Origin of the sequence: Microbacterium rhizosphaerae (assembly GCF_034120055.1) — a bacterium.
GTDB lineage: Bacteria > Actinomycetota > Actinomycetes > Actinomycetales > Microbacteriaceae > Microbacterium > Microbacterium rhizosphaerae.
Map to the genome: position 1 here is coordinate 1,076,084 of NZ_CP139368.1, position 23,488 is coordinate 1,099,571.

A 23,488-nucleotide genomic window follows, 5' to 3' on the forward strand; every position below is an offset into this window, starting at 1 on the left:
CACTTAGGATCTAGGGATGATCACGGCGAGGCGACGCGCAATCGTCGCCGTCGTCACCGGGATCGTGCTCCTGGCGATGGGTCTCGGAGTCGCCTACGAGGTCGGTGATGCGCTCGGCATCCGCACCGAGCACGCCGAGCAGATGCAGCCCGCCGCTCCCGTGGCAGCCCAAGCGGCCGTCGCCGTCGCACCGCCCGAACTCGGGACGATCTCCGCTCCGCGGTCGATGCGCGTCGGCGTCGCGCTCGACGAACTGCGGTCCGCCGTCGGGGCAGCGACGACACATGCGGGCACCGTCTCGATCGCGGTCGACGACGCCCCGCAGGGCACGGACGACGGGTACACGCTCCAGGGGGATGCGTCTGCGCTTCGCATCCACGCATCCACGGAGTCCGGTGCGGTGCGCGGCATCTACGACCTGGCCGCGCAGGTGCGCGCATCCGAGCCGCTCAGCACCCTCATCGGAACGCACGCCGCGTCGAAGCTGCCCCTGCGGATGACGGATCTCGGCGCGGTCGGGGTCGCACCGGACCCGGCGCAGTGGGTTCCCGGCACCGACTACTCCCACGCGTCGAAGGCGTTCGAGGACGTCTTCCTGGCGAAGGCCCCCTATATCGACCAGACGGCGCTGGCGGCCGCCTACAAGGACTTCGACACGTTCCTGCGGCACTCGCTCGCGAACGGGTACAACGCCGTCGCTTTCCCGGGCTTCGCCGAGTTCATGACGTTCGACGACGTACCGGGCGGCCCCGTGTACGCCCGGGGGGACGAGCACCGCGCCCGCGCGCTCGCGATGCGCGAGGCGTTCGCGCCGTTCTGGGCGCGCGCGCACGAGCTCGGTGTGAAGGTCTACCTCCGCACCGACATGCTCGCGCTCACCGGGCCGCTCGAGACCTTCCTGAAGAACAGGTTCGGGTCGCTGGATGCCGAGAACCCGAAGCTGTGGGACGTGTACACCGCGGGCCTCGACGAGCTCTACACGGCCACGCCGAACCTGGACGGCGTGCTCATCCGCATCGGCGAGGCGGGCACCGTCTACGGCGTCGCCGGCTGGGACTACTACTCCGCCCTCGACGTCACGTCCGTGAAGGCCGTGCGCACGATGCTCACCGCGTTCACGAAGCAGGCAGAGGCATCGGATCGCGAGCTCATCTTCCGCACCTGGTCGGTCGGGGTGGGCGACGTGGGCGACATGCACACGGATGACGCATCCTACCGGGCGGTGCTCGACGGCATCGACTCGCCGAAGCTCATCGTGTCGACGAAGTACACGCTCGGCGACTTCTACTCGTGGCTGCCGCTGAACACCACGCTCGAGCAGGGGTCGCAGCGGCGCATCATCGAGTTCCAGAGCCGGCGCGAGTTCGAGAACTACGGCGCCTTCCCCAACGACCTCGGCACCCAGTATCAGTGGGCGATGCAGAAGCTGCTGGCCGCGAACCCCAAGATCGAGGGCGTCTGGACGTGGACGCAGGACGGCGGTCCCTGGCGCGCCGGCCCCATGTCGCTGTACCTCAAGTCGGGCTTCTGGCAGCTGTACGAGCTGAACACGCAGCTGGCCGCATCCCTCGCCCGGGACCCGAAGACGGACGTCTCCGCCGTGACGGAGAAGTGGGCGCGCGAGTGGTTCTCCGACGACCCGAAGACCGTCGACGCGATCACGAAGGCGATGACGAGCTCGCGCGACGCCATCGAGCACGGCATCTATGTCGCGCCCTTCGCGAAGCAGCGCGTCTTCGCGATCGGCCTCCAGCCGCCGCCCATGATGTGGATCTTCGAGTGGGACATCCTCACCGGCGATTCCGCGGTGCTCGACGTGCTCTACGCGATCGTGCGGGACTCGGGTGCACAGGGAGTCGAGTCCGCCATCGCGGACGGACAGAAGGCGATCGCAGACGTCCAGCGGATGCGGGACCTCGTCACGTCGACGGATGCCTCGACCTGGCGCACCCCTGAGATGCGGCACGCGTTCGTGTCGACGCTCGACTACGAGCTCGACACCATCACGCTGCTCAGCTCATACCGGTCGATGATCCTGCACCAGGGCCAGTGGCACGACACGAGTTCGCCCGCTGCCGAGGCTGCCTATGACTCCGACCGTGCCCGGTTCGAGAAGCTCGCTGCCGCGCACCTCGCGACCTATGACGGGGATGTCGATCACCCGGCGCTGAACCTGACGGCCGCACAGCTCGGCGTGCAGCGCGGGGAGCGCGACGAGGCGATGGCGTGGATCGCCCGCGGCCTGCTGGCGCTGTCGCTGGCGTGGCTCGTCATCGGCATGATCGCCGCCCGGACGAGCCTCGTCGCCAGGCCCGGTGCGGCGGCGGCGCGCGCCGCGTGGATCGCGTCGCTGCGGCCGTGGCGCGCCCGCGAGTCGACCCTCGGCATGCTCGAGCTCGATCGGTGGCTCCTGCTCATGGTTCCGGCCGCCCTGCTCGTCGCGACGCGGGCCGTGCAGACCTCCTTCCTGTCGTGGACGCATCTCGCGGTCATCATCGGGGCGTGGCTCGTGTTCGCCGTCGTGCTGCGGCTGTTCCTGTGGCGCCGGTCGCCGTGGCCGGTCATCGCCGCCGTCGGCGGAGTCATCGTTCTGCGCTGCGTCCTCACGCTGTTCGCCCTCTCGTTCACGGGCCCGGGCGGGTACTGGTTCGCGTTCTGGACCGACCCCGGGCTCCGCACGATCTACATCACCGTCGCGTTCGCCCTCTTCGTGTGGGTGTTCGTCGCCGCCGGCTGGGCGCTGGCCGCCCAGTTCGGCGCGCGGCGCGCCACCGGCTTCGTCCTCGCCGCCGTGGGCGCCGGACTGCTCGTGCCCGCCGTCGCGGTCGGCGCGATCGGCCTCGAGACCGCCCTCACCGCGTGGAACGACGAGATGGGCCTGCTGCCGTGGGGTCTGTCGCGCATCCTCGGCATCACGACCTACCTCGGCATCCCGGACGTGACCCCCTGGGCGGCCGCGGGCTTCGGCGCCGTACTGCTCATCCTCGGCGTGCTGCTCGCGCTGCCGTGGGCGCGGTCACGCCGGAAGACGGATGCCGGGGGAACCCCGCATCCGTCGACGGCTCAGGTCTAGGCTGGCGCCACGCCGCCGATGCGGAGCGGTGTGTGAGCGTCAGGAGACGGCGTTGTCGAAGAAGCACGAGAAGGACACGGCCGACGAAGCCCTGTCCCGCAAGAAGAAAGCTCTGTCCCGCAAGAAGTACGACAAGCAGCTGAAGAAGCTCCACGTCGAGCTGGTAGCGCTGCAGGAGTGGGTCAAGCACTCCGGCGCCAAGGTCTGCATCGTCTTCGAGGGTCGGGACGGTGCCGGCAAGGGCGGCGTGATCAAAGCGATCACCGAGCGCGTGAGCCCGCGGGTCTTCCGCGTCGTCGCGCTGCCCGCGCCGACCGATCGCGAGAAGAGCCAGATGTACATCCAGCGCTACATCGCGCACTTCCCCGCGGCCGGCGAGGTCGTGATCTTCGACCGCAGCTGGTACAACCGGGCCGGGGTCGAGCGCGTGATGGGGTTCACCGACGAGGCGACGTCGAAGAAGTTCCTTCAGCAAGTGCCGTTCGTCGAGCAGTCGATGGTCGACTCGGGCATCCTCCTGCTCAAGTACTGGCTCGAGGTCAGCCCCGAGGAGCAGACGCGGCGGCTGACCGCTCGCATCACCGACGGGCGCAAGATCTGGAAGCTCTCCGACATGGACCTGAAATCGTACAGCCGCTGGTACGACTACTCGCGTGCCCGCGACGACATGTTCGCGGCGACCGACACCCCCAACGCTCCCTGGCACGTCGCCGTCTCGGACGACAAGAAGCGCGCGAGGCTGAACATCATCTCGCACCTGCTGACCCAGATCCCGTACGAGCAGGTGCCGCGGGAGGAGCCGGTGCTTCCTGAGCGACAGGATCCGGGCGACTACGTCGACCCGCACTATCCGTTCCGATATGTGCCGAGCCGCTTCTAGGCGCCACGGGCACGCGGAGGGGGACATCTGAGGTGAGAGGCGAATCGATCGGCACCATCGGCGAGGTGCTCGCCCCGGCACTGACCAAGGCTGCGGCCGAAATCGCCGCGACCGAGGAGGCCGCGCTCGCGGACGCGCCGGACGGCGTGCACCAGCAGCGTGTGCGGGTCCGGCGGCTGCGCAGCATCCTGGCGGGTTTCCGCGACGAGCTCGACACGCGCGCCGCTGAGCGGGTGCGCGTGGCGTACGCGGAGTGGGGACGCGAGCTCGGGGTCGTGCGTGACATCGAGGTGCGCGCTGCCGTCGCCGAGGAGATGCTCGCGCGCGCCGGCGTCGACGATGTCGATGTCGTCCGGCGTCTGGTCTCGGCGGAACGCCACGCCTACGACGGTGCGCATGCCCGGCTCGTGCAGCTCGCCGGCGAACCACGCGCGGTCGCCCGCCGAGAGATGCTCCGCGCGTTCGTCGCCGCTCCGGCGATCGTCGGCGCCGACACTCCCGCCGCGGAAGTCGCAGCCGAGGTGCTGCGCGTGCAAGCGCGGCGGGTGGGCAAGGCGGCGCACCGCCTCGACGGGTCGGATGACGCGTACCACGCGCTGCGCAAGGCCGCCCGGCGCCTGCGCTACGTCGCCGAGGCCGTGGCCGACGCGGCACCCGGTCTGTACGCTGCGGAGGTCGAGGATCTCGCCGGGGCCGGCGATGCGCTGCACGACTCGCTCGGAGGGCACCGCGACGCACTGCTGTTCGCGGAGCACGTCGTGCGCGAGGGCGTGCTCGCCGCACGCGCGGGGGAGCGTTCGGACGCCTACCCCTTCATCGAGGCCATTGCACGGACCGATGCCGAGTCGCACCTGCACCGATTGCCCGAAGCGCTCCGGCGGCTGCGGGCCGCCGCATCCGACCTCCCCTGATTGCGGCGCCGCGTTACGCGGCGGCGCGCACGGCGTCGACGGGCACGATCTCCTTGCCGAGCGGCATGAGCGACACCGGAACCAGCTTGAAGCTCGCGATGCCGAGCGGGATCCCGATGAGGGTGATGCACAGCGCGATGCCGAAGGCGATGTTGCCGAGGGCGAGCCACAGACCCGCGAAGATCACCCAGATCACATTGCCGAGGAACGAGCCGACGCCGGCGCTCGGCTTGGCGACGATCGTCTGGCCGAACGGCCACAGCGCGTACACGCCGATGCGGAAGGACGCGATCGCCCACGGGATCGTGATGATCGGGATGCAGAGCAGCAGTCCGAACGCGAGGTAGCCGAGGAACATCCAGAAGCCGCAGAGGATGAGCCAGAAGATGTTGAGGAGCGTGCGCACGATCCGATCGTGCCACGGTTCGGCCGTGAGACGGCTGCGGGCTCAGCCTGCGTCACGTCGATACGCCGTGACGAAGCCGCCGCGCTGGGATGCGTCCGACCGCTCCGTCCGATCGATCGCGAGGGGCCGCGCGTAGCGGCGTTCGAGGTCGACGACAGACACCTCCTCGACGACCCAGCCGGCGGCGCGCAGCACGTCGGCTGGGTCGGGCGGGTCGGTCCGGGCGAGGAGTTCGTCGAAGGGGATGCCGGTCGCGACCGCGAAGGTCTCGAGCCGCTCGCGGGTCTGCGGAGTGTCGGGGAGCGCCGGTGCGCGCTCGATCACGGCCCGGGAGCCGGGTGCGGACAGCGCGAGGACGTCGTCCAGGACGCCGCTCTGGTCGTGGGCGCTGAGGTAGGGCAGGAGCCCCTCGAGCACCCAGTGCGTCGGGATGCCGGGGTGCAACCCGGCCGCGACGACGTCCGACGCCCGCGGTTCGGTGACATCGCCGGGCACGGCGATACGCTGCGCGGTCGCGGGGGAGGGCGCGGCATCCATCGCCCTGTCGACGAAGTCGATCACGTCCGGCGCGTCGAGCTCGAACACGCGGGTCCCGTCGGGCCAGTCCAGTCGCCACGAGCGCGTGTCGAGACCGCTGCCGAGGATGGCGACCTGCGTCAGTCCGCCCCTGCGGAGCTCGTCGTCGATGAAGCGCGTGCGCAAGCCGATGTACATCGCGCCCAGCAGCATCGAATGCTCGATCGCGGGGACGTCGTCGAGGCTCTCGGGCCACCGCTGCGGGAACGGTACGGTGATGCCGGATGCGCGCACGAGCGTCGCCGCCCACGGGTCCTGGACGAGGGCATCCGGACGAGCCGACTCGAGGGCGCGGGCCGCGGCGACCGCGACCGCGGTGACACCGACTCCTGCAACGGGCATGCATCCATCCTGTTGCGGAGTGTCGGCCGGCACGGACGGATTCGCTGCAGGCGGAACGCTGCCGGTCCGGTCGACGGGACCTTCGGCCCTGCAGCGCGTCTCGGGTGATCGCGCACACTGGTCTGGCGCATCCCGACGATGTGCCCCCGGGTCCAGGAGGCGACGACCGATGAGAGTTCTGTCATACAGCCGCAGGTTCGCGGTGGCCGGCGCAGCCCTTCTGGCGGGCATCCTCGTCATCGGCTCAGGCACGGGCGCCGTCGGCGCGTCGCCGACGGCCCCTTCCGCAGGGGCTGCGGCGCCCGCCGCGGCGGGCGATCTCACAGGTCCGCAGTTCTACGCCGGCACGTTCGTCGACGTCCCCGGACACATCGACGGAGACGTCTACGCGGCCGGTCAGAGCGTGACGATCAGCGGTGATGTCACCGGCGACGTGATCGCTGCCGGCCAGACGATCTCGATCACGGGCACAGTCGAGGGCAACGTCAGACTAGCCGGCCAGGACATCAGCATCACCGGCACCGTCGCACGCAGCGGCACCCTCTTCGGCACGAACGTCAGCCTCGGCGACGCAGGGTCCGTCGGACAGGACGTCGTGGCCGCCGCCGGCGACATCGGGATCGCGGGCACGGTCGGCCGGGACATGGTCGTCAGTGTCGGACACCTCAGCATCGACGGCTCCGTCGGCGGCAACGTCACGTACTACAGCGACACTCCTGCGCACATCGCGGCTGGCGCGGTGAGCGGAACCGTCCACCACGTGAAGCCGACGCGGCCGCGCGCCGTCGAGGTCTCGCCATGGGCTGTGGCGCTCGGGTGGTTCCTGGGGTTGCTCTACGCGCTGGTCGCGTTGACCATCGTCGCCGCGCTCGCGGGACTTCTCATCCCGCGCTGGCTGCGACGCGTGACCGACCACCTCGTGCCCTCGCCGTGGAAGGCGCTGCTGGTGGGCTTCGTGGCATCCATCGTCGTCCCCGTCGCACTGCTCTTCCTTCTCGTCACGATCGTGGGCGCGCCGTTGGCCCTGGCGGGCATCCTGATCTGGACCGTCCTGATCCTGTTCACGTTCGTGTACGGCGCGTTCTACATCGGGCGGCTGCTGCTGCGCGGCCGGGAGCATCCAGCGGTGAAGTCTCTCGTCGGGGGAGTGATCCTGATCACCGCGCTGCAGATCCCCTGGCTCAACATCCTGGTGGGGATCGCGATGGTCTTCTTCGGGCTGGGCGCCCAGCTGCTGGAGTTCTACAGCCAGCGTCCATGGACAGTCAGGGCGGATGTGGATGCGGGGCGCGCGCCGCTCGCCCCCGCACATCCACCGGTCGGAGACCAAGGAGGTTCGACATGAAGGTACTCGTCGCCTACGAGAGCAAGTACGGCGCGACGGAGGGCATCGCCGAGCGCATCGGCGAGCGACTGCGCACACGCGGGCTCGAGGCGGAGGTCGTGCGCTGCAGCGACATCGGCGACGCATCCGGATTCGACGCCTACGTCGTCGGTTCGGCCACCTACGAATTCCGCTGGCGGAAGGGTGCGCGGACGTTCGTCAAGCACCACGCCGATGTGCTCGCCGCGCACCCGACCTGGCTCTTCAGCAGCGGCCCGCTCGGCACGGAGACCGTGGACAAGGACGGGAACGACGTGCTGAAGGGGGCAGAGCCGAAGCAGTTCGCCACGTACGCCGAACTCATCCATCCGCGGGGCACTCAGGTGTTCCGCGGGGCCTATCACCACGACAAGATCCGGGGAGGGGACCGGATCGTGGCCTGGATGCCGGGCATCCGCGAGATCCTGCCCGAGGGGGACTTCCGGGAGTGGGACGTCATCGAGGGGTGGGCGGACTCGATCGCCGACAGTCTCGCCGCGGCTCGGACGTGATGAGCCGACGGGATGGCGGGAAGGCCGGCAGGTGGAGGGGCGTCGGTCGGATGGCTCTTCAGCCTCGTTGAACACGACTCGTTTCGCATGGGGCGGATGAGCTCCCCGGGTCGTCACATGCGAACGCGGATGACGGTCTTGCCCCGGCGCCGTTCGGTCGGATTCATGGCGGCAGGCGCGTCGTCGAGCGTGGCGACAAGGCCGATGTGCGGGCGAAGACGCCCGTCGCGCACGCGTTGCACGATCTTCCGCAGCTGACCCGGAATGGCCTCGACCACGAAGTCGACGGCGCGGCCGTCTGCCGGGCGTTCTTCCACCGGTCCGACGATCGATACCAGCGCGCCACCGGGGCGGATGATGCGCGCCGAGTGCTTCTGGACATCGCCGCCGATGACATCGAACACCAGGTCGACCCCACCGAGATCGCCGATGCTCTCGTTGTCGAGGTCGAGGAACTCGTTCGCACCGAACTCCAGCGCCGCCTGTCGGTCGCTCCCCCTCCCCGTGCCGACGACATAGGCACCGGCCTCGCGGGCCAGCTGTGTGACGAGGGATCCGACCGCACCGGCTGCGCCGTGGGCGAGCACCGTCTGGCCTGCCCGAAGACGGCCGTGCGGGAAGAGGCCCTGCCAGGCGGTCAGCCCCGAGATCGGCAGACTCGCACCGACCGTGAAGTCGACATCCCCGGGCAGGGGAGCGAGGTTGCGGGCTTCCACCGCGACGAACTCGGCCAGGGTCCCGTCACGATGCCAGTCCGTGATCCCGAGCACCCGCTGCCCGATGGAGAGCCCTGTCGTGCCGTAGCCGAGAGCTGTGACCACCCCGGCGAACTCGTGCCCGAGGACCGGCCGGGACCGCCCTCGACCGGAGCGATCGGCCCACGTCGAGGGCCACTCCCACTCGCCCGGGACGAAGCCCGACGCGCGGACCTCCACCACGACGTCATTGATCGCCGGCGTCGGCTGCGGCAGCTCCAGCTGAGTGATCCCGGATGCTCCCGCGGTGCGATCCGTCGCAACGATTGCTTTCATCGAGTACCTCCGAGAAGTCGCATGATCTGAACCGATCAGCGGAAGACCTGCAGCAGGCGTTCGCGCGACAGCTCGATGTGCTCGCGCATGGCTGTCTCCGCCCCGGTGATGTCGCCCCGTGCGATTGCATCCACCAGGGCGGCATGCTCGTGCACGGTGTCCGCGACATAAGAGCCTGTGTAGGCGAGGCGGAACGTGTGCAGGTGGCAGTGGGCGCGCGTGTACGCGAGCCGGACGGTCTCGTTCCGGGCTGCCAGGAAGACGTGATCGTGCAGTCGCATGTCGTGCTGCGAAAGGACCGCGTAGGCGTCCGCACGTCCGATCGCCGACACAGCGATCTCGATCTCGCGACGAAGCTCGGCGATGTCAGCCGGGGTGCGCCGTTCGGCGGCGCGCGCGGCGCTTCCGGGCTCCAGCAGCAGCCGGAGCTCGAACAGGTCGATCAGCTCCTGCTCGTTGAGGAGATTCGTTGTGCGGTACCCCTTGAGCGGCAGCTTCTCCACGAGACCGTCGGACTCGAGGCGAGCGAGGGCCTCGCGCACCGGGGTCGGGGACACCTCGAACCTTCGGGCGAGCTCGCCGGCATTGAGTCGCTCGTCGGGTGGGATCGTGCCGTCCATGATCGCCAGCTGGAGGACCGCGTAGACCTCGTCGCCCAGCATGACTCGCACGCCGGTCCCCAGAGCGGGCAGCTGACCCATGCTCGTCATCGATTCCTCCGACTTGACACCAACCCCATGACGCCACATCATAGCAACCGAAGATCCAATACGATCTACGATATCCGATCTTGAGAGGCTCAATGATGAGAAGCATCACCCGACCTGGTGCGGGAATCGCGGCGGCCGCCGCTGCCGCGGCCCTCCTCCTCGTCCTGACCGGCTGCACCTCGGCGGCTCAGAACAGCGGCTCGACCGGCGGAGGCAAGGCGGAGTCCGCGTCTTCCGTGAAGCTCGCGCTCGTGCCCGGCGGTGCGCATCCCTACTTCCAGCCGTGGAAGGAGTGGGGCACCAAGGCGAAGACCGACTTCGGCTTCGGCGATTTCACCTTCAACGAGACTGCCGGCTGGGACCAGTCCAAGCAGAACGACGTGCTGAACTCGCTCGTCTCCAACGGGTACAACGCGATCGGCATCTTCGGCGTTTCGCCCACGGACATCAACTCGGAGTTCAAGAAGCTCAAGAGCGCGGGGATCTCGGTCGGTTCGCTGGCGTCCTGCCCCGCGGGCGACACCAACGATGCCGACTTCTGCCTCTCGACCGACACGCAGCAGGCTGCCTACCTCGCCGCCAAGGCGGCCATCGCGGCGATGGGTGGCAAGGGCAACCTCGTGCATCTGACCGGCAACGCGGTCGACTCGAACACGCAGCGCCGCGAGGCGGGCGTCAAGAAGGCCGTCGACGAGACGAACGGCGCTGTCACACTGCTGACGACCGTCACCGACATCGACAAGGACCTCGCCACCGCGCAGAAGGCGGTCTCGGACCTCCTCGCCGCGCATGGTTCGGAGATCAACGGCATCGTCACCACGGCGTACAACCCGGCGGTCGCGAGCGCTGCGGGGATCAAGGCCGCCGGCCTTCCGATCAAGCTCATCGCGATCGACGACGACCCCACCATCATCGCCGGCATCAAGGAGGGCTCCATCGCAGGCACCGTCGTACAGAACCCGGGCGCGCAGGCATACGTAGGCGGATGGGTCCTCGGCCAGCTCGCCACCAAAGCCTGCACGATGAAGCAGCCCGGCGTCGTCGTCGACTCGGGCTCGTTCGTGGTCACGAAGGACAACGCCGACACCTACGACCAGCAGCGCCAGGACTTCGGCAAGACGCTGAAGAGCAAGTTCCAGAACGAACTGCTCAGCTGCAAGTGATCCGGCGCTAAGGAGACGACCATGGCCGGTACGATCACCGACGCCCGTGCCTATCTGATAGATGTCGCCGTCGAGACGCAGCGCACGGATGCCGTGCAGAGCTTCGTCAAGCAGGAGACGATCTTCGTCGAGATCACCACGAGCGACGGTCTTCGTGGCCGCGGCTACTCGTACACGATCGGAACAGGGGGTCGCGCAGTCCTGTCGATGCTGCGCGACCACCTGCTCGACCTGCTGATCGGCCGCGAAGCCGATCGCATCGAGGCGATCTGGCACTGCCTGTTCGCCTCGACTCGCGCGACGACGACGGGCGCGATCACATCGCTCGCGCTCGCCGCGGTCGACACTGCGCTGTGGGACATCGCTGCACATCGCGCCGGTCTGCCACTGTGGCGGCTCGCCGGTGGCTTCCGCCGCGATGTCCCGCTCTACGACACGGAAGGGGGATGGCTCCACCTCTCGCAGGATGAGCTCGTCGAAGGTGCACTCGACTCGCGGCGCAAGGGCCTCAGCGGCGTCAAGGTGAAGATCGGCAAGCCGAGCGGCCACGAGGACCGTGAGCGCCTCGCTGCAGTCCGCGCGGCCGTCGGATCGGACTTCGACCTCATGGTCGACGCCAACCAGTCGATGACCTCGACGGAGGCCATCCGCCGTGCCCGCATGTTCGAAGACCTCGGTCTCGCATGGATCGAGGAACCTCTGCCGGCCGACGACATCGAGGGGCACGTGCGCCTCGCGCGCTCGACCTCGACACCGATCGCGGTCGGCGAGTCCCTGTACTCCGCGGGCCAGTTCCGCGAATACCTCGATCGAGGGGCGGCGGGGATCGTGCAGGTCGACGTCGCGCGCGTCGGCGGAATAACCCCATGGCTGAAAGTCGCTCACCTCGCGGAGACCTTCAACATCGACGTGTGCCCCCACTTCCTCATGGAGCTCCACGTGAGCCTCGTGGCCGCGGTGCCCAATGGTCGGTATGTCGAGCACATCCCTCAGCTGCGAGCGATCACCGACTCCGAGATGACGGTGCAGAACGGGCGGGCTCTGGCACCGGAGACCGTCGGGCTCGGCATCGACTGGAATCGCGACGCCATCGAGAACAGGATCGTCGCATGACCGAGTCGAGACTGGGTCGCTGGGGCCGCGCGGAACTCCGCTCGCCGCGCTCGCTGCTCGTCATCCTCATCGTCGTCCTCTTCGGGACCTTCGCGGCACTCAAGCCGATGTTCCTCAACGGCCCTTTCTCCATCGCGCCGCTGATGACCACGATCTCGATCTTCACGGTGGTCGGGCTGTCTCAGATGATGGTCCTCTCCGTCGGCCACATGAATCTCGCCGTCGGTCAGCTGGCGGGAGTCTCCTCACTCGTCATGGGCGCCTGCTTCCAGAACCTGAAGCTGCCGCTGCTGCCCGGCCTCGCCATCGGTCTCGTCGTGGGGGCGGCCCTCGGCGGTCTGGCGGGCTGGATCATCGCCCAGACCGGTGTCAACTCGTTCATCGTGACCCTCGCGATGAACTTCACCCTGCTCGGACTCATCCCCACGCTGTACTCGAGCTGGAGCACGGGTCAGGCCTTCACGGTCCAACCGCCGGGATTCGCCGAGCTCGGCACCGGCACGTTCGCCGACATCTGCTGGCGCGACACGTGCGGTTCGACCGCTGTGCCTCTGCTCGTCATCCCGGCGCTCGTCTGCATGGCGCTGGTCGGCTACTTCTATTCGAGTACCCGCATCGGTCGCGAGACCCTCATGACGGGCAGCAACATCCACGCTGCGGAGCTCTCCGGCGTCCCGACCAAGCGCCGCCTCATCCTGGTACATGCTGCGTCCGGGCTCCTCGCCGCGGTCGCCGGGTTCATGCTCGCCGCCAGCACGGGATCGTTCACCCCGGCGATCGGGAGCGAATTCATGCTGCCGTCCTTCCTCGGACCGATCCTCGGCGGAACGCTTCTCGCCGGCGGCGCCGTCTCGGTGATCGGCACCTTCCTCGGCATCACGCTGACCTCGGTGATCCGCAACGGGCTGCTGCTGTTCCAAGTCGGGATCGAGGCGCTCAACGTGCTGCTCGGCGCCATCCTGCTCGCCGCTCTCGCCACCGACCGTGTCCGGCTGCTGCTCGCGAAACGACGGCCTCCGAAGGCGGAGGAATCCATCGCCACACTCGCCGTCGAGCTCCAGGATGCGGAGGGCAACCGATGAAACGCCTCATCAGCGCGAACAACCTGCTGTTGGTCGGCGTCGTCGTCGTGGGTGCGGCGCTGCTCGGAGTCGCCACCTCGGGCAGGTTCTTCGGTCCGGTGTCGATGACAGCCTTCTTCACCTACCTCAGCGTCCCAATCCTGATCGGCCTCGCGCAGATGATCACGCTGTGCGTGGGTCAGCTGAATCTGGCGGTCGGTGCGATCGGCGGCGTCGCCGCGTGCGCGGCCGGGGTCATGATCACGTCATGGGGTGTGCCCCCGTGGATCGGCGCACTGTCCACAGTCCTGGTGGGAGCCCTGCTCGGCCTTGCGAACGGACTGCTCGTCGTGGGAACCCGCATCAACGGGTTCATCGTGACACTCGCCATGACGCAGATCCTCATCGGCGTCCAGTACGGACTCGTCGGGACGCGCACCTTCGGCAGCAGCGCATGGAGCCCCGTCACCGACTTCGGGGATGCGGAGGTCCTCGGCATCCCGAATGTCTTCGTCCTGACCCTGCTCGTCGCCGGTGTCGTGGCGCTGTTCTTCTCACAATCGGTATCGGGCAGGCGTCTGCTCGCCAGCGGCGGCAACGCCCACGCCGCGGAACTGGCCGGCATCTCGATCGACCGCACCCTCGTCGTGGCCCACACGCTCTCCGGTCTGCTCTGCGGCGCCGCGGCATTCGTGACCCTCGCGATCCTGCCGGGCGTCAACTCCTCCATCGGCGGTGACTGGCTCATGCCGAGCTTCGCGGCGCCCATCATCGGCGGGGTCGGCCTGGCGGGAGGCACGGTGGCCGTGCTGGGCACGGTCCTGGCGGCCATGGTCGTACGCCTTGTCGACGCCGCCAGCGCGATCTTCAAGTTCGATACCAGCGCCGTGAACTTCGTCGTCGGTGCCGTGGTCCTGGGAACGGTCGCCCTCGGCCGGCTGCGTGAAGTCCAGGCGGCGCGTCGCGCCAGCATTCTTCGATCCAGGCGCGCGGAAGCGGCGCTTGCGGAGGTGGCCGGATGACTGTCGCACTTCAGGTGAAGAATCTGCGCAAGACATTCCCGGGTGTCGTGGCGCTCGCCGATGCCAACATCACGGTCGAGGCGGGGTCGATCCACGCACTCATGGGCGAGAACGGCGCAGGCAAGTCGACGCTGATCAAGATCGTCACGGGTGTGCAGCCGGCAGACCAGGGCGCCATGCTCCTGCACGGCACGTCGGTCTCGTTCTCGAACCCGCTCGAGTCGATGGATGCCGGCATCGGCGTCGTGCATCAGGAGCGCAACGTCGTGCGCGATTTCACCGTCGGGGAGAACATCGCCCTGTCCGCGATGCCGCGCCGCGCGGGCCGCATCGACTGGCCTGCGGTGTGGCGCGAGGCCAGGAGGTGCTTGGAGATGCTCGATCTCGATCTCGACCCCCGCACGCCGATGCGCGATCTCTCGGCGGCGCAGACACAGCTCGTCGAGATCGCTCGCGGCCTCTACCGTCGCGCGACGGTGCTGCTGCTCGACGAGCCCACGGCGTCGCTGAGCAACGACGAAGCCGACCGTCTCTACACGGTGGTCCACCAACTGGCCGAGCAGGGCACTGCGATCGTGCTCGTGAGCCACAAGCTCGACGAGGTCTTCGCTCATTGCGATGCGATCACCGTGCTGCGCGATGGCAGCACCGTCATGGAGTCGAGGCCCATCGCAGACACGAGTCGCGAGGAGGTCGTGAGCACGATGGTCGGCCGCACACTGGGTGCGATGGAAGTGGAGGTGCGCACCGTCGATCGCACGGGTACACCCGCACTCGAATTGCGGGATGTCAGCACGTCGGCCGGCCACCGCGCGATATCCCTCTCGGTCCATCCGGGCGAGATCGTCGGCATGTACGGACTCGTCGGCGCCGGTCGCACCGAGCTCGCCCGTTCGATCCTCGGTCTCGAGCGCGTCACCGCCGGAGAGACGCTCGTCGACGGCACTGCCGTGCGCATCCGATCGGTCCGAGACGCACTTCAGCGCTTCCGCATGGGCTATGTGACCGAGAACCGCAAGGAGGAGGGCGTGTTCCTCCTGCAATCGATCACCCGCAACATCGCGGTGACCGTCTGGACGGAGCTCAGCCGCTTCCTCGGACGCGTGCCGTACAAGCGCGAGCGCGACACCGTGACCGAGTTCGTCGAGGCGCTGGAGATCAAGATCTCGACGCAGGATCAGCTCGCCGGGCAGCTCTCCGGCGGAAACCAGCAGAAGGTGTCGCTGGCGAAATGGCTGGCGGCGAAGACCCGGATCCTCATCATCGACGAGCCGACCGTCGGCATCGACGTCAAGACCAAGCGCGCGTTCTACGAACTCATCTGGAAGCTCGCGGACGAGGGGCTCGCGATCCTCCTCATCTCGAGCGACCTCGCCGAGATGGTCACGCTCGCCGATCGGATCATCGTGATGGACCGGTTCACCGTGCGCGGTGAGGTGGACAACACCCACGACTACGACACGATGAGCACAGCCGTCATCCACCGCATCCACCGTTCGGAGACAGCCGCGTGACCATCTCCATCCGTTCGCATCCGGGACGACTCACCACCCTGACCCCCGGCGAACTCAGGTGGGTCGCCGACGCCGGACACACCGATACGAGGCCATGCTCTTGAGCACCATCACCGCCGTGGAGATCCACGACCTTCGCTTTCCGACATCCCTGACCGCCGACGGCTCCGACGCGATGAATCAGGACGGCGACTATTCGGCCGCCTACGTCATCCTGCTGACCGATGAGAGCGTGAACGGCGAGCCCCTTCGCGGCCACGGCTTCACGTTCACGATCGGTCGCGGCAACGAACTCTGCGCAGCCGCAGCCGCCCAGTACGCCCGCCATCTGGTGGGCCGCGAGCTCGACGACCTGGTCGGCGACCTCGGGGGCGCCTACCGCATGCTCGCCTCGGACTCGCAGCTGCGCTGGCTCGGCCCCGAGAAGGGCGTCGTGCACCTTGCGATGGCAGCCGTGATGAATGCCCTGTGGGACCTTGCGGCCCGCCGAGCCGGGAAGCCGGTGTGGCGATATCTCGTCGAGCTGCCCACGGAGACGCTCGTCGACGCACTCGACCTCCGCTACCTCTCGGATGAGATCACGCGCGACGAGGCGATCGAGATGCTCCGGGCGACGGAGCCGCTGAGAGCCGGTCGTCTCGCAGACCTCCGGGTCGCCGGCGGCTACCCGTGCTACACGACGAGCGCCGGGTGGCTCGGTTACGACGACGAGAAGATGGTGCGGCTCCTGAACCGTGCGGTCGCGGACGGCTACAGGCACGTCAAGCTCAAGGTAGGTCGCGACCTCGACGAGGACAGGCGCCGTGTCGCCCTCGCGCGTGAGACGGTCGGTCCCGATGTCAAGCTCATGATCGACGCGAACCAGATGTGGGACGTGCCGCAGGCGATCGACTGGGTGAATGCCCTCGCCGAATTCGACCTGTACTGGGTGGAGGAGCCGACGAGTCCCGACGATGTGCTCGGGCATGCCGCCATCCGTGCCGAAGTAGCGCCGATCGGCATCGCCACGGGGGAGCACGGCATGAATCGTGTGCTCTTCAAGCAGCTCCTGCAGGCCGAGGCGATCGACTACTGCCAGATCGACTCCGCCAGGATGGCGAGCATCAACGAGATCCTCGCCGTCTACCTGATGGCTGCGAAGCGTGGGATCCCGGTGTGTCCGCACGCGGGCGGCGTGGGACTGTGCGAGCTCGTCCAGCACCTCTCGATCTTCGACTACATCGCCTTGACGGGGACGACCGAGAGCCGCGTCACCGAGTACGTCGACCACCTGCATGAGCACTTCGCAGACCCGTGCGTCGTCGAGGGTGCTCGATATGTCGTTCCGTCCCGTCCCGGGTACAGCGCCGAGATCCTCCCTGCGACGATCGAGGAGTTCCGATTCCCCGATGGGACGTACTGGCGGGCCGCGCTCTCCTGATCAGGCTCGCCCAGCGGAACACGCCGAAGAGAACGCGGCTCGGCCGCCGATACGGCATCCGGAGCGATCCGTCGAGAGTTCTCGGCGGCGGATTCCTCGCCGCGCTCCCCCTCGCCAATGTCTCGGAATGGAGCCGCTGATGCCGTCCGACCTCCGCCCCATCCGGCTGCCGATGAACAGACCTGTGCCGCGTCCGTACCGCGGCGGCGCGGCGATCGAACGATTCCGCCGGGTCAGCCCGTCGGGCGAGGATCGAGCGCCGGAGGACCGCCTCGCCTCGGTGGTCACGACCTTCGGCCACGCCGAAGAAGGACTGACACTGGTAGACAGTGTGTACCTGCGCGAGCTCATCGAGGCCGATCCTGTCGGATTCCTCGGACGGGAGCATGTCGCGCGATTCGGCGCGAACCCGCAGATCCTCTGCAAGCTGCTCCACACCGGTGAACTCCAGGAACCCGTCGATCTCTCGGTGATCCTGGAGTACGCGCCGTTCGAGCGGCTTGCCCGGGAGGACGGGCTGCTCGGTCTGGATGTCACGACCGCGCTCAGCTGCATCGATCGGAGCCGTTTCGGTTCGGATCGTCTCGCCGAGACGGTCGGCGCCGTCCCCGCCCAGAGCGGTTCGGTGTTGTTCCCCGCTGCCGCGCGGCGATTCTTCCGCGCGGAGTCGGTCGTCTTGCAGCGCGGACCAGGTCTGCGGCTGCCGGCACAGTTCACTGTGCTCGTCGTGACCGAGGGAGTGGGCACTCTTGGATGGGCGGATGATCACCTGCCGCTCCTGGCCGGGGACGTCGTGCTCGTGCCCCAGGGAGTCGGCGACGTGACCCTCGATGGAGACATGCGCGCCATTCGGTGCATGCCGCCGGAGGGCGCCGCCTGAGCCGCGATCAGCACCACGAGTGCCGGGATGATGGGTCCGTCCGTCGCGGTGGGTCCGAGCCGGGACGACGGGATGCCGCGCACGAGTCCGGGGGTCGGACGCTGTGTGCGTCAGCGGCGAACCCCGCGATGGCCTGCACGCACGCCGCGGGAACACCCGCATCCGGGTTGGCCGCCCGAAGGCCCCGGATGCGCGGCCCGGGAGCGCCGAACACCCAGATCCGTGCGGTGTGTGCGATCGCGAAGCCATCGGTGATGTGCTGGGACGCGATCGCGAGGTACTCGGCTGATCGCGCGTCTTCGGAGACGTGCATGAGGGTCACTGAGCATCTGCGTCCTCAGTCGTGACGCCGAGGGCGACAAGTCCTGGTTCGGCGCGCGATAGGAGGCCCTGGCCAGCACTCCGACCGGTCGCTCAGCGGGCAAGGGTCGGGCTGGTAAGGCGCGCCTGTGGATCCCGTCCCCGGCCTTTGGTCGGTGTCGGCGACAACTGGCGCGTCAACGTTCGTGGACCCCTCGTGTACGTTTCTCGAAATGTGGTTGATATTCTGAGCCGTCGCGTACAGAAGGAGACCGATGGCCAGCCCCTACCCGCGCGGACGGACCCTGCTCGTGGCTTGCTTGATCGTCCCGATGGCACTCGCGTTCGCCGGCTGTGCGGCCAATAGCGGGACGAGCGCGCGGGCAACCGCATTCACTCCCGCGACCACCAGGCCGACATCAACTCCGGCGATCACGATGCCCCCGCCCACACCGCTGGCGGGGCATACCTCCGCGGGCGACCCGTCCGTGGGCGCGACGATGCCGATCCCGGCGGGTGCGCGCTCGGTCGTCGTCGACTTCCAGTGCACCGGCGGCACGTTCTTCGAAGTCGGGTTCGGCGACCGGACGACTCGTGGCAACGCGATGATGCTCGACGATGCGCCCTACCACGGAAGGTGCGGCGGCACGAAGGAGTTCGCGTGGCCGGTTGTGGCCGGCATGGACGGAACCCTTCACGTGTTGATCCCCGCGAATGCTGACTGGACCGCAGTGCCGCACTTCTCGACAGACGAGTTCACGCGCGATGCGGCCGTCACGATGGACTGCAAGAAGTTCTCCTGGGTCGCCGGCGAGCTGTCGGACGCCGACAACGGGTACTTGACGAAGGCATTCGGTGCGGACGAGTGGAGGACGAGAGTCGATCAGGCAGCGACGGATCTCGCCGCACAGGCGGCGTCGTCGCAGTCGCCGCTGAAGGGATTGCTCACCCAGCTCGTACCGCGGCTCAGGGACCCTGCCCTGAAGCCGGGCTCATCGCAGTCCGTCACACAGCCGATCGGGACCCAGGTGGGCGACGCCTGCACGGCGAACCAGACAGAGTTCGTCATCCAAGCCCACTTCGGTGGCTGAGCGCCCGCCCAGCGCCATGCCGTTGCCATCTCGGTCAGGAACGCCGGGAAGCCAGCGGCGCGGATGGGCAGTTCGTTGATCATTCGCGAGATAGCCAAGCCTGCAGATCGGCGGCCGGCGCGTCCGCCCCACAACGGATCGCGTGAAGAGGGATAGAACCGGTTGCCGAGCGAGGTGATGTGGCCGGCTCGCTCAGCGAACCACGCTTCCGCGACTCGCAAGCCGGTCCGTCAGCGAGCGTGCGCGACGATGATGATCGTTGTCGACGTGTCGTTGAGGGGATGTCGTTCCCAATCACCGTAGACCTCGCTGACGTCGAACCCCACGTCAAGGCCGTGCAGCGGATGCTCGGCCACGCCTCCGCGGCGATGACCCTCGATGTCTATGCCGACCTCTTCGACGACGACCTCGACGCCGTCTCCACCTCGCTCAACGCCGCCAGGAACGCCGCCGTCACGTCGCGTTGACCATTATTCCGACGGCGGTGGGCTTGACTCGCCTGAGTTCGGCGCGCCTCGATGTCCGAAAAGTGTGGGCAAAATGTGGTCAAAGGGGTTCAGTGCGGAAGAAACACGGCCCGAAATCCCTTGAAAACCTGGGATCTGAGGGTCGCCGACGTGGACGCGACGGCGGGAGTCGAACCCGCAGCACAACCGGTTATGAGCCGGTGCCCGGGACCGCCCGGATCGCCGCGATGAACTCACGCTAGCCGGGGGGACCCGCATCCATCGTCAGGGAGACATGAGGTTTCGCTGTGTGTCTCTCGGTGTCCGCGACATCCGGCAGCGGGGCGCTACGGGCCACGAAAGCGACCCGAGCGGCCGTGGGTTGAGCGATCTGCTCAATCTGAAAATATCCTGTTGACTCCCCATGAACTGGCGCATAGCGTTCGATCTCGAGTGCACCCCCAGTGCACGAGGAAGAGGTGATCCCTTGCATCGACGCATACTGGCGATCGCGGGCGCCATCGCGCTCTCGATTCCGGCCACGGCAGCCATGGCCGCCCCACCATCCCCTGACAACGGACCAGCGGCACGGTTCGAGACGACCCCCCGGGGTGCGACCGGCGCGAACTTCGTGCCGGCATCCGTCGCCGCCGACGGCACCGTGGACGTCATCGTGCAGATGAGCGGCGACCCCACGTCGGTCGTCCAGGCCAAGCAGGGCCGGAAGCTGACGGCCGCGGAGCGCGACTCGGTGAAGGGCACGCTCAAGAAGCAGCAGGATGCGATCATCGGCGCCATCGCGAGCAAGGGCGGCAAGGTCGTCGCCCAGATGCAGTCCGCCTACAACGGCATCCAGGTGTCCGTCCCGCGCAAGGCGGTCGACGCGATCGCGGCGCTGCCGAACGTCGTCGCCGTCTACCCGGCGCGCACCTACACGCTCGACAACGCGGTCTCGGTGCCCTTCCTCGGCGTTCCGGACGTGTGGCAGAACACCGGCTTCACGGGCAGGAACGTCAAGGTCGGCATCATCGACACCGGTATCGACTACACCCACGCGAACTTCGGCGGCCCGGGCACCGTGGCGGCGTACACCGCTGCTCACGCGAACGAGACCCAGCCGGCGGACCCCGCGCTGTTCGGCCCGACTGCGCCGCGCGTCAAGGGGGGCACCGACCTCGTCGGCGACTCCTACAACGCCGACCCTGCGTCGGCCACGTACCAGCCGACCCCTCACCCCGACGCGAACCCGCTCGACTGCCAGGGCCACGGCAGCCACGTCGCGGGCACGGCCGCCGGTGACGGCGTGAACCCCGACGGCAGCACCTACACAGGACCGTACGACTCGTCGACACCCGCGAAGAGCTTCAAGATCGGCCCCGGCGTCGCGCCGCAGTCGGACCTGTACGCGATCCGCGTCTTCGGCTGCGAAGGCTCGACGGATGTCGTCGTGCCGGCGATCGACTGGGCCGTCGACCACGGCATGGACGTGATCAACATGTCTCTCGGCTCGTCGTTCGGCGGACCCGGTGACGCGGACGCGGTCGCCGCCTCCAACGCCGTGGGCGCGGGAGTCGTCGTCGTCGCCTCCGCGGGCAACTCGGGGCCGAACCCCTACATCGTCGGCTCGCCGTCGACGGGTGACGGCGTCATCTCGGTCGCCGCGGTCGACAGCACCGCGACCTTCCCCGGCGCGAACGTCGCCACGGGCGGCAAGAACGTGTCGGCGATCAACGCCAACGGCGCGAGCCTGGCGGGTCTGCCGCAGATGACCGTCGTGCGCCTGACGGACGACCCGAACACGGCGGAGAACGAGGCGCTCGGCTGCTCGACCGAGGCGTACACGAAGGCGGGCGTCGTCCCCGGGGGCAACCAGCTGGCCGTGTCGCTCCGCGGCACCTGCGCGCGTGTCGCGAAGGCGATCTTCGCTCAGAAGGCCGGGGCTGCGGCGGCGCTCATGATCAACACCTCGACGGACTACCCGCCGTTCGAGGGCGCGATCCTGAGCAACCCCGACACGGGTGAGGCGTACACGGTCACCATCCCGTTCCTCGGTGTCCGCTCGACGGATGCGAGCGCCTTCGTGAGCGGCAACCCCGCCACGGTGACGGCGGCAGACCTGGCCAACCCGGGCTTCCGCGGCTATGCATCGTTCAGCTCGGGCGGCCCCCGCAACGGCGACTCCGGACTCGGCGTCGACGTGGCAGCGCCCGGCGTCTCGATCCGCTCCACCGCAGTGGGGACCGGCAGCGACAGCGAAGTGCTCTCGGGCACATCGATGGCGGCTCCGCACGTGACCGGTGTCGCGGCTCTCGCCGTGCAGGCCCATCCCACGTGGTCGGGCAACGATGTCGCGCAGGCCGTCGTGTCGACGGCCGATCCGTCGAAGGTCGCTCACCAGAAGCTCACCCTCGGCGGTGTGGGACTGGTCAACGCCGCTGGCGTGGTGGCGACCCAGGTGACCGCATCCGGCGACACCTACACGACCACGGACGGCAAGCTGAGTCAGACCGCTCTGAACTTCGGGTTCCAGGAGTCCGCCCAGGGCTTCAAGGGCACGAAGACGGTGCAGCTGACCAACCACGGCGACAGCCCGGTGACGTACACGCCGACCGCCGAGGCATCCACGCAGTCGCGTGCCTCTACTGTGACGTTCAGCGTGCCGTCGATCACGGTTCCCGCGCACGGCACCGCGAAGTTCTCGGTCTCGCTGTCGGCGGCGCCGAGTGCGGTTCCGACGTCGACGGCCGGCACCTTCGGGTTCTACGAGATCTCGGGCGACGTGCTGCTGACCTCCGGCTCGTCGGCGCTGCGCGTGCCGTACCTGCTGGTGCCCCGTTCGCTCAGCCGCGTGTCGGCACAGGTGTCGGGGCAGTGGATGACGAACGCCGACAGCTCGAAGGCGATCACGCTGCGCAACCCGGGCGCGGCTCTCCCGGGTCAGACCGATGCCTACACGTGGGGTCTCAGCGACGCGCGGGACGTGTCCTCGTCGGACACCGGCTACGACGTCCGCGCCGTCGGCGTGCAGTCGTGGGACGTCGGTGGGGGAGACCAGCTGCTGGTCTTCGCCGTCAACACGTGGAAGAAGTGGAACAACGCCGCCGAGAACGAGTTCGACATCGATCTCGACACCAACGGCGACGGCGCCGCGGACCACATCGTGTTCTCGGCCGACTACGGTCAGGTCACGTCGGGCACACCCGACGGCCGGACGGGCGTGTTCGTCTACGACATCGCGACCCGGGCGCTCGGCTCCACCGGGTTCCTCGCTTCGGCGCCGACGGACAGCAGCACCGCGCTGCTTCCGGTCTTCGCGAGCGACCTCGGTCTCTCGTCGACGAACGGGACGTTCAGCTACGCCGCAGCGGGATTCTCCTCCGTCAACGGCGGCTCCGACGGGGTCGCGGGTGTGGCCACCTACAACCCGTGGACGCCGGCGCTGAGCTTCGGTGACGGCGGGCCGGCTGTCGCGCCGGGCGCGACGCAGCAGCTGAATGTCGCCCTGAGCGCCTCGGCGTTCGCGGCGCAGAAGCCGCTGGGTGTCATGACGGTGGTGCCGGACAACGCCGCGGGCGAGAGCGAAGCGCTCCTCACCCCGGTGAAGTGACGCACCGGTACTGAAACGCAGGGCGGGGCTCGTCATCGACGGGCCCCGCCTTCGCGTGCGGACTCCG

General features: G+C 68.4%; 18 protein-coding genes, 1 tRNA gene and 1 pseudogene. 15 read left to right on the plus strand and 5 right to left on the minus strand.

Going from position 1 to position 23,488, the window contains the following annotated elements:
• Positions 1-16 precede the first annotated feature (16 nt).
• Genes SM116_RS04765 through SM116_RS04775 form a run of 3 tightly spaced genes read left to right on the plus strand, consistent with a single transcriptional unit; the run spans position 17 to position 4,864 of the window.
• On the plus strand, positions 17-3,073 hold the full coding sequence (locus SM116_RS04765) for a hypothetical protein (RefSeq protein ID WP_320943312.1): 3,057 nt from the start codon (positions 17-19) through the stop codon (positions 3,071-3,073).
• A gap of 52 nt (positions 3,074-3,125) precedes the next feature.
• Positions 3,126-3,953, plus strand: a complete 828-nt coding sequence (ppk2, locus tag SM116_RS04770; protein WP_320943313.1) for a polyphosphate kinase 2 — start codon at positions 3,126-3,128, stop codon at positions 3,951-3,953.
• Between the two features lie 32 nt (positions 3,954-3,985).
• The gene (locus SM116_RS04775; protein ID WP_320943314.1) at positions 3,986-4,864 is read left to right on the plus strand and encodes a CHAD domain-containing protein; all 879 of its coding nucleotides are present in this window, start codon (positions 3,986-3,988) and stop codon (positions 4,862-4,864) included.
• A gap of 13 nt (positions 4,865-4,877) precedes the next feature.
• On the opposite strand, the gene SM116_RS04780 is transcribed toward SM116_RS04775, so the two are convergent.
• Entirely contained in the window at positions 4,878-5,270 is a 393-nt protein-coding gene (locus tag SM116_RS04780) for a YccF domain-containing protein (protein WP_320943315.1), read from the minus strand.
• Between the two features lie 42 nt (positions 5,271-5,312).
• The gene (locus SM116_RS04785; RefSeq protein ID WP_320943316.1) at positions 5,313-6,188 is read right to left on the minus strand and encodes an SAM-dependent methyltransferase; all 876 of its coding nucleotides are present in this window, start codon (positions 6,186-6,188) and stop codon (positions 5,313-5,315) included.
• Between the two features lie 169 nt (positions 6,189-6,357).
• Between SM116_RS04785 and SM116_RS04790 the strand changes: the two genes are divergently transcribed.
• Positions 6,358-7,533 carry a polymer-forming cytoskeletal protein gene (locus tag SM116_RS04790; RefSeq protein WP_320943317.1) on the plus strand — a complete coding sequence of 392 codons (1,176 nt, stop codon included), beginning with the start codon at positions 6,358-6,360 and terminating at the stop codon, positions 7,531-7,533.
• On the plus strand, positions 7,530-8,063 hold the full coding sequence (locus SM116_RS04795; protein WP_320943318.1) for a flavodoxin domain-containing protein: 534 nt from the start codon (positions 7,530-7,532) through the stop codon (positions 8,061-8,063). Before SM116_RS04790 ends, SM116_RS04795 begins: the two co-directional genes overlap by 4 nt.
• Before the next feature lie 113 nt (positions 8,064-8,176).
• Here SM116_RS04795 and SM116_RS04800 read toward each other — a convergent pair whose 3' ends face one another.
• Together SM116_RS04800 and SM116_RS04805 are read right to left on the minus strand one after the other, a co-directional pair.
• Positions 8,177-9,094, minus strand: coding sequence for an NADP-dependent oxidoreductase (locus tag SM116_RS04800; RefSeq protein ID WP_320943319.1), 918 nt, complete (start codon positions 9,092-9,094; stop codon positions 8,177-8,179).
• 35 nt (positions 9,095-9,129) lie between these two features.
• Positions 9,130-9,804, minus strand: coding sequence for a GntR family transcriptional regulator (locus tag SM116_RS04805; protein WP_320943320.1), 675 nt, complete (start codon positions 9,802-9,804; stop codon positions 9,130-9,132).
• A 95-nt stretch (positions 9,805-9,899) separates the two neighbouring features.
• Here SM116_RS04805 and SM116_RS04810 point away from each other — a divergent pair, with 95 nt between their 5' ends.
• From SM116_RS04810 to SM116_RS04850, 9 genes and pseudogenes are all read left to right on the plus strand, one after another.
• Positions 9,900-10,967, plus strand: a complete 1,068-nt coding sequence (locus tag SM116_RS04810) for a sugar ABC transporter substrate-binding protein (RefSeq protein WP_320943321.1) — start codon at positions 9,900-9,902, stop codon at positions 10,965-10,967.
• 21 nt (positions 10,968-10,988) lie between these two features.
• Positions 10,989-12,080 (plus strand): mandelate racemase/muconate lactonizing enzyme family protein, encoded by a 1,092-nt coding sequence (locus SM116_RS04815; RefSeq protein WP_320943322.1) that lies wholly within the window; start codon positions 10,989-10,991, stop codon positions 12,078-12,080.
• Entirely contained in the window at positions 12,077-13,162 is a 1,086-nt protein-coding gene (locus SM116_RS04820; RefSeq protein WP_320943323.1) for an ABC transporter permease, read from the plus strand. The genes SM116_RS04815 and SM116_RS04820 overlap by 4 nt, the downstream gene beginning before the upstream one ends.
• Positions 13,159-14,163, plus strand: a complete 1,005-nt coding sequence (locus tag SM116_RS04825) for an ABC transporter permease (RefSeq protein ID WP_320943324.1) — start codon at positions 13,159-13,161, stop codon at positions 14,161-14,163. Before SM116_RS04820 ends, SM116_RS04825 begins: the two co-directional genes overlap by 4 nt.
• Positions 14,160-15,677 (plus strand): sugar ABC transporter ATP-binding protein, encoded by a 1,518-nt coding sequence (locus SM116_RS04830; protein ID WP_320943325.1) that lies wholly within the window; start codon positions 14,160-14,162, stop codon positions 15,675-15,677. Before SM116_RS04825 ends, SM116_RS04830 begins: the two co-directional genes overlap by 4 nt.
• A gap of 100 nt (positions 15,678-15,777) precedes the next feature.
• Positions 15,778-17,097: an enolase C-terminal domain-like protein gene (locus SM116_RS04835; protein ID WP_320943326.1), complete on the plus strand. Its 1,320-nt coding sequence runs from the start codon at positions 15,778-15,780 to the stop codon at positions 17,095-17,097.
• 139 nt (positions 17,098-17,236) lie between these two features.
• Complete coding sequence (locus tag SM116_RS04840) at positions 17,237-17,977, plus strand: hypothetical protein (RefSeq protein ID WP_320943327.1); 741 nt, start codon at positions 17,237-17,239, stop codon at positions 17,975-17,977.
• A gap of 737 nt (positions 17,978-18,714) precedes the next feature.
• A complete protein-coding gene (locus SM116_RS04845; protein ID WP_320943328.1) occupies positions 18,715-19,368 on the plus strand; it encodes a hypothetical protein in 654 nt (217 codons plus the stop codon).
• Positions 19,369-19,691: 323 nt separating this feature from the next.
• Positions 19,692-19,835: pseudogene (locus tag SM116_RS04850) on the plus strand (site-specific integrase); the annotation flags it as partial.
• A gap of 151 nt (positions 19,836-19,986) precedes the next feature.
• Here the strand turns inward: SM116_RS04850 and SM116_RS04855 are convergent.
• A tRNA-Met gene (locus tag SM116_RS04855) sits at positions 19,987-20,062 on the minus strand.
• 239 nt (positions 20,063-20,301) lie between these two features.
• Here SM116_RS04855 and SM116_RS04860 point away from each other — a divergent pair.
• Positions 20,302-23,421, plus strand: coding sequence for a S8 family peptidase (locus SM116_RS04860; RefSeq protein ID WP_320943329.1), 3,120 nt, complete (start codon positions 20,302-20,304; stop codon positions 23,419-23,421).
• Positions 23,422-23,488 lie beyond the last annotated feature (67 nt).

Bases quoted from the DNA above. Each gene is read 5' to 3' on its own strand.
- SM116_RS04795 (WP_320943318.1), top strand. From the start codon at position 7,530: ATGAAGGTACTCGTCGCCTACGAGAGCAAGTACGGCGCGACGGAGGGC.
- SM116_RS04800 (WP_320943319.1), bottom strand. From the start codon at position 9,094: ATGAAAGCAATCGTTGCGACGGATCGCACCGCGGGAGCATCCGGGATC.
- SM116_RS04785 (WP_320943316.1), bottom strand. From the start codon at position 6,188: ATGCCCGTTGCAGGAGTCGGTGTCACCGCGGTCGCGGTCGCCGCGGCC.
- SM116_RS04830 (WP_320943325.1), top strand. From the start codon at position 14,160: ATGACTGTCGCACTTCAGGTGAAGAATCTGCGCAAGACATTCCCGGGT.
- SM116_RS04840 (WP_320943327.1), top strand. From the start codon at position 17,237: ATGCCGTCCGACCTCCGCCCCATCCGGCTGCCGATGAACAGACCTGTG.
- SM116_RS04815 (WP_320943322.1), top strand. From the start codon at position 10,989: ATGGCCGGTACGATCACCGACGCCCGTGCCTATCTGATAGATGTCGCC.
- SM116_RS04820 (WP_320943323.1), top strand. From the start codon at position 12,077: ATGACCGAGTCGAGACTGGGTCGCTGGGGCCGCGCGGAACTCCGCTCG.
- SM116_RS04845 (WP_320943328.1), top strand. From the start codon at position 18,715: ATGCCCCCGCCCACACCGCTGGCGGGGCATACCTCCGCGGGCGACCCG.
- SM116_RS04810 (WP_320943321.1), top strand. From the start codon at position 9,900: ATGAGAAGCATCACCCGACCTGGTGCGGGAATCGCGGCGGCCGCCGCT.
- SM116_RS04805 (WP_320943320.1), bottom strand. From the start codon at position 9,804: ATGACGAGCATGGGTCAGCTGCCCGCTCTGGGGACCGGCGTGCGAGTC.
- SM116_RS04825 (WP_320943324.1), top strand. From the start codon at position 13,159: ATGAAACGCCTCATCAGCGCGAACAACCTGCTGTTGGTCGGCGTCGTC.
- SM116_RS04790 (WP_320943317.1), top strand. From the start codon at position 6,358: ATGAGAGTTCTGTCATACAGCCGCAGGTTCGCGGTGGCCGGCGCAGCC.
- SM116_RS04765 (WP_320943312.1), top strand. From the start codon at position 17: ATGATCACGGCGAGGCGACGCGCAATCGTCGCCGTCGTCACCGGGATC.